The sequence below is a fragment of the Shewanella sp. FJAT-51649 genome (assembly GCF_019457435.1).
GTDB lineage: Bacteria > Pseudomonadota > Gammaproteobacteria > Enterobacterales > Shewanellaceae > Shewanella > Shewanella mangrovisoli.
In genome coordinates this window covers 2685790-2697741 of sequence record NZ_CP080411.1, presented here as the reverse complement: position 1 = coordinate 2697741, position 11952 = coordinate 2685790, and the positions used below count along the sequence as shown (strand labels likewise).

Here is an 11952-nt window from a genome sequence, read left to right as displayed (position 1 = left end):
AGAGGCTTTGTTTCCTAAATCGACTCAGCAAACAAAGCCCCTCATAATTGTTCAAATATCAAACTACATAGTGAGTTTCTGGCATACCTAGCCCTGTGAGCTTGTTCAACGCCCTTATCATCGCGTAAGTTTCTCCTACCTGACCGTTATAATTTCGCAAGCTTAATCTGCCACCTAGTAGTTGCTTCACCCTGTACATGGCCGTTTCTGAGATTGACCGACGATGATACCCATAGCGCTTCTTCCACTGTTTATTTGAACCATGAAGTTGTTGCCAACTGACAGCTAAGTTACGTGGATGTCCTGGTTCCCAGAGGGCGGCACCTTCCCTCGGTGGAATGAGTACTAAAGCGCATTTTCTACGGACGGCATCGTGAAAGGCTCTCGTGTCGTAAGCACCATCACCTGAGATATTACGGATTTTTCGATGGGGTTGTTTGAGCAAACTCGGCATGACTTCAGCGTCGGTCACATTTGATAAGCTGAGTTCTGCACCAATGATCTCGTGAGTATGTGTATCAACGGCAATGTGTAGCTTACGCCACACTCGGCGTTTGAATCGCCACTATTTCACTAGACAATTTTGAGCCTCATTAAAATACTGACGTTCATACTCTAACGGTGATAAGCCATGATTGGAACTATGCTGCTGTTTAGGGTTATAAAACATCTCGATATAATTAAAAATATCACTTTTAGTCGCTTCTCTTGTCGAATAGATTTTCCGCTTGAACCGCTCACGCTTTAACAGCTGAAAGAAACTCTCAGCCACTGCATTATTATGGCAATAACCACGTCGACTCATGCAGCCTTCTAATCCATGCGCGGTCAGAAATTCACTCCAGTCATGATTAGATATTGGCTTCCCTAGTCTGAATGGACTAACTTTACCTGTAGGCTTACGGCGCCACACCGCCATTAAAAGCGCGTCTAATGCCAGTTCTTTGGTTATTCTGCTGCCCATCGACCACCCGATAATCCGACGAGAAAATAAGCCCATCACTGCACCGAGATATAACCAACCTTCATGAGTTTTGATGTAGGTAATATCCGTTACCCAAGCCAAATTGGGAGCCGATGGATTAAATTGTCGCTCTAAACGATTTGGCGTCACTACATGCTGTTCACCGCCCCGAGCACGCAGTTTCCGATATCCATAAACTCCACCAGATTCGAGCCAACTCTGCTTAAGCTGCCCAGTAAGCCGTTCATTATCCTTCTGCCGCTTTGATTTAGGGCTTAGTCTCCATGCGTAATACCCGCTCGGATGAACATCAAACAGCTGACAAAGTTGTCGAATGGCTGTGGTGATGCTCTTGAATAAAGGTGTATCTTACTCGGGGTGGCTTGCGAAGTACGCCGCGGCTTTTTTTAACAAGTCACGTTCTTCAGTGACACGTTTGAGCTCTTTCTGTAGCCGTCGAATCTCAGCGGACTCTTCAGACTTTTGCAAATGTTCTTCTGAATCGGGGCCGTAGCGTTTAATCCAGGCATAAAGACTGTGGGTGGTTGTTCCTAACCGCTGAGCAACATCAGCAACAGAATGGCCAGCAACGGTAACTTGCTTAACGGCTTCGATTTTAAATTCTTCGGGATAACGTTTATGGTTCATAGACACCTCTTTTGGGTTAGTTTATCTAACTAAAAGGTGTCTAGAAAATCGGCGGCGATTCAGTATCTTACTGGTTCCCATTGTTGCTTCTGGGCAAAATCTGTGTTTTCCTGTCCGCTTATGTCCGCTTATGTCCGCTTATGTCCGCTTATGTCCGCTTATGTCCGCTTATGTCCGCTTATGTCCGCTTATGTCCGCTTATGTCCGCTTATGTCCGCATTAAAGCCCATCATTTCAGATATACGACTTGCCATTCTTTGCGAGTCTTTAGGTATCCACTTGCCATAGTGCTTCTTGACCATAGTGGTGTGATTGTGACCAAGTTGGCGCGCTACCCACTGAAGCTGAACGTAGTTTTAAAGTGACAGACTAGCGAATGTATCATCAGTATTTCATCTTTCCGATTAAGTAGTTTTATCTCTCACTCGCCAATCTTAACAAGGTAATGACCTAGCTCGTAATACCTCTCTAAAAATCACTGTCACCGATCAGATTATTAATGCAAGGTAAGATTGTAAAAAGTATTTATCACCAGTAAGTTAGTTGCACAGGATCTAGATATTTAGATTAAGTGTGGATTGCAAAAGAGCGTCACAGATAAAGGAGTTATGATGAGAAAGTTTAAATTAGCGGCATTTTTGAGTTTGATTATGATGCTAGGAGGTTGCGCTTCCTATACTACGCCTGGCGGCAGTGTGGCTATTGGTAGTTTGGCGGAGTCGGATATTAATGCGCTGATGTCAGTACAAGCGGGGCAACATTTCCCGCGCATATTGCTGTGGCACGTATTCAAGCGCCGGGATATGCATCCTATCGTTTAAGCAGTTTTGGCACAGGCCGTTACAGTGTCGTTACTACCCGTGAAGTTGAAACCGAAGCCGATTTTGTTCAGCTAGCCAAAATGCCGCAGGTGGCAGGGATTGCACCGTTAAACCGTATTTTATTGCCCGAGCAGTTAGACTCCATTAAATCACTGCGGGAGGCCGCAGCAAGGCTCAAGGCAGATATCTTACTGATTTATACTTTCGATACCTCTTTCCATGCAGGTGAGCAGCAATTTGCGCCATTAAATGTGATTTCTCTAGGGCTGTTAAAAAATAAAGAAGTCAGTGTGACGACAACCGTATCGGCGGCTCTGTTTGATGTTCGCGCCGAATATTTGTATGGATTAGCGGAGTCGACGGCAAAGGAGAGTCGAAATGCGTCGGTATGGAGCACCTCAGATGCAGTCGATGATTTACGCCGAGAGACTGAAAAACAAGCGTTTTCGCAGCTTATTCCTGAAATTGAAAAAACATGGGCGGGAGTGATTCCCCAATATGCGAGTTCGTCAATGAAGGCGATGAACTAAACGTTGTACCTGTTTACCGATAAAAAATGCCGCGCTTAATCATTTTATTTAAACGGTTAAGCGCGGCATGACAGTGTTAAACACTTTAAGTAGATTACAAGCTTGAGTGGATTAACACTCTACAATGTTAACAGCGAGGCCGCCTTTGGCGGTTTCTTTGTATTTGCTGCGCATATCTTTACCTGTATCCATCATGGTTTTAATCACTTTATCCAGTGATACCTTGTGGTTACCGTCGCCGCGTAGCGCCATGCGTGATGCGTTAATGGCCTTGATTGCGCCCATCGCATTACGTTCAATACAAGGGACTTGTACTAGGCCGCCAACCGGATCGCAGGTCAGGCCTAAGTTATGTTCCATGCCAATTTCGGCCGCGTTTTCAACATGTTCGACAGTGCCGCCCATGATCTCGGTCAATGCGCCAGCCGCCATTGAGCAGGCTACGCCAACTTCGCCCTGACAACCGACTTCTGCGCCCGAAATCGAGGCATTTTTCTTGTACAAAATACCAATCGCAGCGGCGGTTAACAGGTAACGGGCGCAAACATCGATATCGACTTCTTGCACGAAGGTATCGTAGTAACACAGCACAGCAGGAATAATGCCCGCGGCGCCGTTTGTCGGTGCGGTGACCACGCGATCGCCAGCAGCGTTTTGCTCGTTGACCGAGAGGGCGAATAAATCGACCCAATCCATTGCGGTTAACGGATCGACGTTGTTACGGCCTTCGGCTTTGAGGCGACGATAGAGTGCTGGTGCGCGGCGACGCAGTTTTAAGCCGCCAGGCAGAATACCTTCCTTCTGATAACCTCGTTCGATACAGGTTTTCATGGTTTGCCAGATATTCCACAGCTTGGCTTTGACTTCTTCTTCGCTAGCGAGGCTAAGCTCGTTGGCCATCATCAGGGAAGAAATGCTCAGGCCATGCTCGGTACATAAATCCAGTAATTGGGCGCTGCTATTAAAATCGTAAGGTGCTGATTCAATTTGTGATGCTGGAGAGGCATTGCGTTGATGGATTTCATCTTCGTCTAAGATAAATCCACCACCGACAGAGTAATAAGTGCGCTCAAAAATACATTCGCCTTTGCTGTAGGCATACAGCGTCATGGCGTTAGCATGGGCGGGGAGCGTTTTACGTCTGTGGTAGGTAATGCCGTCTTCACGGGTAAACTTGACTACTTTGCCGCAGCTGAGGGTGAGGGTCTCATTTTTAGATACTTGCTCAAGAATACCATCGATGCTGTCGGTGTCGACGGTTTCAGGATCTTCACCCATTAAGCCTAAAATAACGGCTTTACCCGTGCCGTGGCCTTTACCTGTTTGACCGAGTGATCCAAAGAGTTCGGCTCTTAATTCATCCACTTGGGCAATCTGGCCCGCATCAGCAAGGTGCTGCATAAAAATTTTGCCCGCTTTCATTGGGCCAACAGTGTGTGAACTCGAAGGGCCAATGCCGATCTTGAACATATCGAATACGCTAATCATGATTGAAGTCCTGTTGTGTCTCGATTTTTATTTTAGTCTGTGCGTGGAAGATCTTTGCAGTTACCGCGCCAATACGCTGGTTTTTATGTCGTAAACTCTGGCAAACTGCACCCATCTACCACACAAAATGTGCTTGTGTGATACGTTTAAGGTCAGTATCCCACAGTTTAGTATCAAGATTCACATTAGTTTTTTTGATTAGAAAGACTTCGGATAAGCTGAGCTTAATTAGCTTGTGGTGAATGTCGAATTAATCGGCAAGATAATCGCTTTGTGGCAAAGTGTGACGGCGAATGGCTCGCTTTTCGGGGATTTTTGTGAACCCAGTGGCCAGTATCGCTATGGTTATTTTTTGAGTATGAATAAGAATTTTTAGGGAGAAATATGAGTTATCTAATGTTGGATCTGCTGTCTTTAGATGTTAGCGAAGCAGAAGCCGAGATGCTGCGCCATCCACAGGTCGGTGGTTTGATCCTGTTTTCCCGCAATTTTGCCAGCCGTGAGCAGTTAATTCGCTTAGTGCATCAGATCCGCCAAATTCGTCCCGAGATTTTGATTGCCGTCGACCATGAGGGCGGGCGAGTACAGCGTTTCCGTGATGGATTTACCTTGATTCCGGCCATGGGGGATATTTTGCCGGCGGCTAAGGGCGATATGCTTCTCGCTAAACGTTGGGCCTGTGAATTAGGCTTTTTAATGGCCATCGAATTACTCGCCTGTGACATCGACTTAAGCTTTGCGCCAGTGCTCGATCTTAACGGTATCAGTCAAGTCATTGGCAAACGTAGTTTTAGCGCAAAGCCCGATGAAGTGATTGCCTTAGCCCAGAGTTTTATTGAGGGCATGGCCGAGGCGGGCATGGGCGCTGTGGGTAAACATTTCCCGGGGCATGGCAGTGTTGCAGCGGACTCCCATATCGCGCAACCTATCGATGAACGTGAAGCTGAAGCGATTTTTAATCAAGATATTTTGCCGTTTAAAGAGTTGATTGCTAAAGGTAAATTATCGGGCATTATGCCAGCCCATGTGATTTACTCTAAAGTTGACCCCAATCCTGCGGGCTTTTCAACTTATTGGTTAAAGCAGATCCTACGCCAAGAGCTGGGCTTTAACGGGGTGATTTTCTCCGACGACCTAGGTATGAAGGGCGCTTCCTTTGCGGGGGATTATTTAGGCCGCGCCCAAGCTGCGTTGGATGCGGGCTGCGATATGATTTTGGTCTGTAACGATAATCCGGGCGTCATGTCACTGCTAAATGGCTTTGTGTGGCCAGCCGCTGCGCCACAACATCCGGCAAGTTTACTCAAACCCAATGCGGCGCAAACGGCTATCGCATTAGAAAACGCTAGCCGTTGGGAAAATGCTAAGCAGCTGGCTGAGCAAATCCAGCTCGCACAACAGGCAAAAGTTTGATGTAGCGCAAGGTTCTGCAATGAATATTTGCTAGGGTTAGTGGCATGCGCCGTGTTTGGCAGATTGTTAAAAGGTCTCAATATGATTTTTTATCTTCATGGATTCGATGCAACTAGCCCTGGTAATCACGAAAAAATGCGTCAGTTGCAGTTTATTGACCCAGATGTACGGCTTATCAGCTACAGCACTCTGCATCCCAAGCATGATATGCAGCATTTATTGAAAGAGGTCGCCAAGCAAATGCAGTATAGCGACGATCCTGCGCCATTAATGGTGGGAGTTGGCTTAGGGGCGTATTGGGCTGAACGAATTGGCTTTTTAAACGGGTTAAAGTCGGTGTTAATCAATCCCAATCTTCATCCTGAAGAGACGATGCAAGGGAAAATTGACCGCCCCGAAGAGTATGCCGATATTGCCAATAAGTGTGTCTCTGAATTCAGGTTGAAGAATACCCATAAAGCCATGTGTATTTTGTCGCGTGTGGATGAAGTGCTCGACAGTGAGGCTAGCGCCGCGGCACTCAAGCCTTATTACCCCATCGAATGGGACGAGACGCAGCCCCATAAATTTCCGCAGTTAGCTGCACATCTTCCTAAGATAAAAGCCTTTAAACTGGGTTAACGTTTGACGTGTTTGTCTTGTGATTGTGTCTTGTGATTAAAAAGGCTTATCGTCGCTCATTTAGGCGATAAGCACTTTCATATCAACTCCGTATTTTCCCCTTTGGATCTGTTACGCATCAATCTATTAGATTTGTCTGCCTTGGGAATGCAAGGCGATAATTCATGCCATTATTTGGAATGTGTGACGGTATACATCATTGGTTTAGCTGGTTATTTCAGCAAAAAGCATTAGATAATCCCTATTTATGTGGCTTTATCTATCATTTTGTTGAAATTAATAATGAATTGTGTAAAGTAGCCCCTCTTAACAGTTTGTTACAAAATGCTACAAACTTTTATGCCAATTAGTCCATTTATGGACAACCTTTTGCGTATGTCGCCCGACACAGCTAACAGCGGTCTCGTTAGCTGTTTTTTTATGCCTACTTTGTAGTGTTTCACTTAAAAATCCATCATTTACTCATGCTTAAGCCCAATCAAGTTGAAAACTCGGCTATGCTTAATCTCGCATAACAATAACAAACTCACCTTGTTCAGGAGACGAAAATGAAACGGGTGCTGATCCGATTGATGGGAAAAGTGCAGGGCGTTGGTTGCAGACATGCGACCCTTACCAAAGCTCGTACGCTTGGCGTCACAGGCTATGTGACCAACTGCGCCGATGGCAGTGTTGAAGTTCTTGCCCAGGGCAGTAATCCGGCGGTGGATAGTCTTATCGCCTGGTGCGAGGTGGGCGTGCCTTGTACGGATGGATTAACGGTAACAGTGGAAGAAGACCAAGGTGATGATATTTACTTGGATTTTTCGATAGTGCGCTGATGCTCTTTGCTTTGATGAGCATGAGTACTTATTCACACCATTGAGACAATAAAAAAGCGGTATGCATGGCATAACCGCTTTTTTGTTTACTCGCTCTAAGCCCATTGATGAGTTTAGGCGTTAGGTTGCGCCATCTTACGGATTTGGATCACCATGCCCATTTCGGGATGATCGAGATAATGGATCTCATCACTTTTCACTCGGCGATTTTGCTCCAATGGAATAGACATTAAATAAGGTGTCATCACTTTTGCTGGGGCCGCAGCAGTATTTGTTGCGTTCATGCTCGCCTCATCGGCTGCCACAGGCATTAATTTGCGGCCTTCTTTACGCAAATTGAGCGCGGTTTCGATGTACAGATAATGGCTAAGATAAATATTGAGTGTGCCATCGAGCTGCCACACGGGAGAGGGCAGTAATGGCGCAGATGTTTCTGTCATCATGCCTGTCGTGCCGTTATCGCCTTGCATTGAGCTTGCGATGGCTTGCTGCACAATTTGACGACCATCGAAGTGATAACTGGCGGAATAATCTTTACCCGCAAACAGGCGAATGGGCACTGAGCCACTCTTGCCCGTCATAGGTTGTTGCCACGTCATATGCAGTAAGCTGCGGTTACCACGCTCTCTCGATAGGCTGTTGATGATACTTGCAAACTGGCCTTGGCTGCTGGCGAGTAATACTGGGCCACTGCCTTGAGACGCATAGGCCTGACTTCCGCTGCCGATTTCCGATGGAATGACACTCGGATAGCGATAGCTGGTCACCACATTCGAGCTTGCAGTGCTTGGGCCTGAAATGGCTAAGGCGTCGCCGTTACTCATCTCGGTAGTGGCGTCCGTATTCGCACCAGTGCTCGTGCTTTCGGCGCAATGGCTATTGGCATCGGCATCATACACTAAGGTGCAGGGCGCGGATTCATTGCTCATGGAGACCACACCCTGACCCACAACCGGTGAAATCAGATCGATAGCGCGGTTGGTTTTGGTCTCAATTGGTGCCATCGGCCACTGCTCAGTCGATTGGCTTTGGCGTTCAAAAATATAGACTTCAACCTCGAACCAAGCTTCAGCACGGGCAAGTGGACTGTGTGAAAGTGCAATAAGTGTAGCGATAGAGACCGCGAGTTGACGTAACACTATTTATCTCCAAGACGATGTTGCGATAGTTGTTCGAGCAAGAGTTTGACCAAAGCGAGCCTATCTTTTGCCGTTTCGGCATTGAGGATGAACTTTAACTTATTCGGCCCATCCATTCGATAGATTTGTGGCTGACTTTGCAGTAATCCGATGATAAAGCCGGGATCAATCACATGGTCATCACTAAATTCGATGCTGCCGCCCTTGGCATGTACCTCAATTTTAGTCGCCCCCAGCCGAGTTGCCTGATGTTTATACAGGGTCATTTCCATCAGGTTTTTGGTGGCATCCGGCAGCAGACCGAAGCGGTCGATAAGTTCAACCTTAAGTTCATCTAAGGCTTCTTCACTGTCACAGCTAGCGATGCGCTTATAGAGTGATAGGCGAATATTGACATCACCGACATAGTCTTCCGGCAATAGCGCAGGGATCCTCAGTTCCATCTCACATTGCTGATTGAGCATTTGCGCCAGCGATGGCTCTTTACCCTGTTTGAGCGCCTTAACTGCCGATTCCAACATTTCCATGTAGAGGCTAAAGCCGATTTTAGAAATATGGCCGCTCTGCTCATCGCCCAATAGCTCACCCGCGCCGCGGATCTCTAAGTCTTGAGTCGCGAGCATAAAGCCTGCGCCTAAATCCTCGAGGGCATCGATGGCTTCGAGACGTTTACGGGCATCGCTGGTCATGCGTTTAGGATGTGGCGTCATCAAATAGGCATAGGCTTGATGGTGAGAGCGGCCGACGCGACCACGCAGCTGATGTAACTGGGCTAAGCCGAAGGTGTCGGCACGTTCGATAATAATCGTATTCGCACTGGGGACGTCGATACCGGTTTCGATAATAGTGGTACAGACTAACACGTTGAATCTTTGATGATAAAAGTCCGACATCACCCGCTCAAGATCGCGCTCACGCATTTGGCCATGGGCCACAACAACCCGCGCTTCGGGTAGCAGGGTACTAATATCTTGGGCACATTTCTCTATGGTTTCGACATTGTTGTGCAAATAATACACTTGGCCACCACGGAGGATTTCACGCAGTATGGCCTCACGCACGGTGGCGGGGTCGGATTCGCGCACAAAGGTCTTCACCGCCAAACGCTTAGCGGGGGGCGTCGCAATAATCGATAAGTCGCGCATCCCCGACATCGCCATGTTTAAGGTGCGGGGGATGGGCGTGGCCGTTAGGGTTAAAATATCCACGTTGGCACGCAGCGCCTTGATTTTCTCTTTTTGCCTTACGCCGAATCTGTGTTCTTCATCGATGATTAGCAGGCCTAAGTTTTCAAACTTAGCCTCGGATTGCAGCAGCTTATGGGTGCCAATGACGATATCGACTTTGCCTTCTTCGAGCAGTTTTAGCACTTGAGTCTGCTCTTTGGCGGTTCTAAAGCGTGACATTACCTCAATCACCACGGGCCAGTCGGCAAATCTGTCTTTAAAGTTTTCGTAGTGCTGCTGGGCGAGTAGCGTGGTGGGCACCAGCACAACCACCTGTTTACCCGCATTGACGGCCACAAAGGCGGCGCGCATCGCGACTTCTGTCTTACCAAAGCCCACATCACCGCAGACGAGGCGATCCATGGCGACGGGGGATTGCATATCGGCAAGCACGGCATGAATCGCACTTTCCTGATCGACGGTTTCTTCGAAGGGGAAACCCTGGGCGAATTGCGCATACTCTTCATCGTTGATGTCGCAACTTTCGCCTGGGCGTGCTTGTCGGCGAGCATAGACATCAAGCAGCTCGGCGGCCACATCGCGGATTTTCTCAATCGCTTTGTTCTTCGCCTTAGCCCAAGTGTCGTTACCGAGTTTATTAAGGTGAGCTTCACCATCGGCACCGACGCTGTAGCGGCTGATCATGTGCAGGTTAGACACGGGCACGTAGAGTTTATCGCCGCCCGAGTATTCCAGCTGTAGGTATTCCGCCACTAATCCGCCGGTATCTAAGGTAACTAAGCCTTGATACAGCGCCACACCGTGCTCTAAGTGCACAATCGGCTGGCCGACTTTGAGCTCGGCTAAGTTTTTGATCAGAGTATCGTTGCTGATCTGGCGCTGTTTTTCACGGCGGCGCTGCTGGGAGATACGATGACCAAAGAGTTCGGTTTCGCAGATGATGCTGACGGCGGTTTGCTTTCCTAGCCCGAGTAAACAACCACGGGAGAGGGGAGAAACGATTAAACCCAGTTTGGCATCGCTTTGAATAAACTCATCAAAATGGCCGAATAACGCTGGTTTTAACTGGATTTTACTTAAGAGTTCGAGCAAGGCTTCGCGGCGACCTTCCGATTCGGCACTAAACAACATGCGCGGCGCATGTTCGGCGTACTCTTGCAGCGCAATCAGCGGTTGTTTTAACTTGTGATTAGCGCTTACCTCGGGCAACACACTGGCATCAATCTGCACTGTGCCAGCGACGGTATCGGGTTGTGGCGCAATAAACTGATAGCGAGGTAGCGGCTTAAAAGCGGCAAATAATTCTTCAATCAGTAAATACAGCTCTTTAGGTGCCAACAGCGGCCGCAATGGGTCGACCCGTCTGTCTTCATAGCGGGTTTCAACCTCTTGCAAATGGGCACGGGCAGACTTTTCGATATCGCCTAAGGTGACTAACTGTGTGTCCTTCGGCAGGTAATCGAACAGTGTCGCGACCTCATCGAAAAATAGGGGCAGATAGTTCTCAATTCCGGCGGGCATCAAATTGCGGCTCACCAGTTGATACACAGACTCAGGCTCTTTGACTATAACCTCAAAGCGGCGGCGATAACGTTGCCTAAAACCTTCAATGGCGCTGCTGTCAGTGGGGAATTCCTTGGCGGGTAACAGGCGCACTGCATCGACTGGCGTGGATGAGCGCTGGGTTTCAGGATCGAAATAGCGAATGGTCTCGACTTCATCATCGAACAGTTCGATACGCAGCGGCATATTCACGCCGGTGGGGAAGATATCGAGAATCGAGCCACGAATGGCAAACTCGCCATGTTCGTACACCTGCTCAACCAAGTGATAACCCGTGTCGGTTAACTGTTGTCGCACATCATGGAGCTGATATTTATCGCCTTTTTTAAGCACAAATACATTGGAGCTTAAATAGGATTTTGGTGGCAAGCGCATCATCAGCGTTGTCACCGGTACTATCACTACGCTGTGCTCGGCTTGGGTGATTTGCGACAGGGTTTCTAAACGCTGGGAAATCAAATCCTGATGGGGTGAAAAACTGTCGTAGGGCAGGGTTTCACGGTCAGGGAACAGTCGTACCTTAATGGCGCTTTTTGCCAACAAATAGTTGAGCTCTAACTCGATACTCAATGCCGTCGGCGTATCACTGGTCACAATCAGTGTTGTGCTCTTGTGTTGGCGAACTAGGCTGGCGAGGGTAACAGCTTGACCAACCCCGGCGAGACTCGACAGGGTTTGCATTTGATTTCCATTTTTGACAACGGGCGGTGTTAGGGCTGAAATTTGTGTCATTGGCGTGGGATAAACTGATTCATTC

At 47.9% G+C, this 11952-nt stretch carries 8 protein-coding genes and 2 pseudogenes; 5 read left to right on the top strand and 5 right to left on the bottom strand.

Translation table 11 applies throughout. The features are described 5' to 3' along the window. Positions 1-58 precede the first annotated feature (58 nt). Both K0H59_RS12020 and K0H59_RS12015 read right to left on the bottom strand, forming a co-directional pair. Positions 59-556 (bottom strand): annotated as a pseudogene (locus K0H59_RS12020) (IS5 family transposase); the annotation flags it as partial. Between the two features lie 9 nt (positions 557-565). After that, positions 566-1612, bottom strand: a pseudogene (locus K0H59_RS12015) (IS3 family transposase). 611 nt (positions 1613-2223) lie between these two features. Between K0H59_RS12015 and K0H59_RS21280 the strand changes: the two are divergent. After that, on the top strand, positions 2224-2433 hold the full coding sequence (locus tag K0H59_RS21280) for a hypothetical protein (protein WP_258405839.1): 210 nt from the start codon (positions 2224-2226) through the stop codon (positions 2431-2433). Next, positions 2391-2963 (top strand): hypothetical protein, encoded by a 573-nt coding sequence (locus K0H59_RS12010; protein ID WP_258405838.1) that lies wholly within the window; start codon positions 2391-2393, stop codon positions 2961-2963. The genes K0H59_RS21280 and K0H59_RS12010 overlap by 43 nt, the downstream gene beginning before the upstream one ends. 111 nt (positions 2964-3074) lie before the next feature. Here K0H59_RS12010 and K0H59_RS12005 read toward each other — a convergent pair whose 3' ends face one another. Further along, on the bottom strand, positions 3075-4451 hold the full coding sequence (locus K0H59_RS12005) for an L-serine ammonia-lyase (protein WP_220053264.1): 1377 nt from the start codon (positions 4449-4451) through the stop codon (positions 3075-3077). Between the two features lie 384 nt (positions 4452-4835). Between K0H59_RS12005 and nagZ the strand changes: the two genes are divergently transcribed. From nagZ to K0H59_RS11990, 3 genes are all read left to right on the top strand, one after another. Next, complete coding sequence (gene nagZ, locus K0H59_RS12000; protein WP_220053263.1) at positions 4836-5864, top strand: beta-N-acetylhexosaminidase; 1029 nt, start codon at positions 4836-4838, stop codon at positions 5862-5864. 81 nt (positions 5865-5945) lie between these two features. Then, positions 5946-6485 carry an alpha/beta hydrolase YcfP gene (gene ycfP / locus K0H59_RS11995; protein WP_088211706.1) on the top strand — a complete coding sequence of 180 codons (540 nt, stop codon included), beginning with the start codon at positions 5946-5948 and terminating at the stop codon, positions 6483-6485. Positions 6486-7033: 548 nt separating this feature from the next. Then, positions 7034-7306, top strand: a complete 273-nt coding sequence (locus K0H59_RS11990; protein WP_133181152.1) for an acylphosphatase — start codon at positions 7034-7036, stop codon at positions 7304-7306. A gap of 113 nt (positions 7307-7419) precedes the next feature. Here K0H59_RS11990 and K0H59_RS11985 read toward each other — a convergent pair whose 3' ends face one another. Together K0H59_RS11985 and mfd are read right to left on the bottom strand one after the other, a co-directional pair. After that, positions 7420-8445 carry a peptidoglycan binding protein CsiV gene (locus K0H59_RS11985; RefSeq protein WP_220053262.1) on the bottom strand — a complete coding sequence of 342 codons (1026 nt, stop codon included), beginning with the start codon at positions 8443-8445 and terminating at the stop codon, positions 7420-7422. Next, positions 8445-11927: a transcription-repair coupling factor gene (gene mfd, locus K0H59_RS11980; protein WP_220055597.1), complete on the bottom strand. Its 3483-nt coding sequence runs from the start codon at positions 11925-11927 to the stop codon at positions 8445-8447. The genes K0H59_RS11985 and mfd overlap by 1 nt, the downstream gene beginning before the upstream one ends. Positions 11928-11952: the final 25 nt, after the last annotated feature.

Coding starts and splice junctions, on each gene's coding strand:
- K0H59_RS21280 (WP_258405839.1), top strand. CDS start 2,224: ATGAGAAAGTTTAAATTAGCGGCATTTTTGAGTTTGATTATGATGCTA.
- K0H59_RS11990 (WP_133181152.1), top strand. CDS start 7,034: ATGAAACGGGTGCTGATCCGATTGATGGGAAAAGTGCAGGGCGTTGGT.
- ycfP (WP_088211706.1), top strand. CDS start 5,946: ATGATTTTTTATCTTCATGGATTCGATGCAACTAGCCCTGGTAATCAC.
- nagZ (WP_220053263.1), top strand. CDS start 4,836: ATGAGTTATCTAATGTTGGATCTGCTGTCTTTAGATGTTAGCGAAGCA.
- K0H59_RS12005 (WP_220053264.1), bottom strand. CDS start 4,451: ATGATTAGCGTATTCGATATGTTCAAGATCGGCATTGGCCCTTCGAGT.
- mfd (WP_220055597.1), bottom strand. CDS start 11,927: ATGACACAAATTTCAGCCCTAACACCGCCCGTTGTCAAAAATGGAAAT.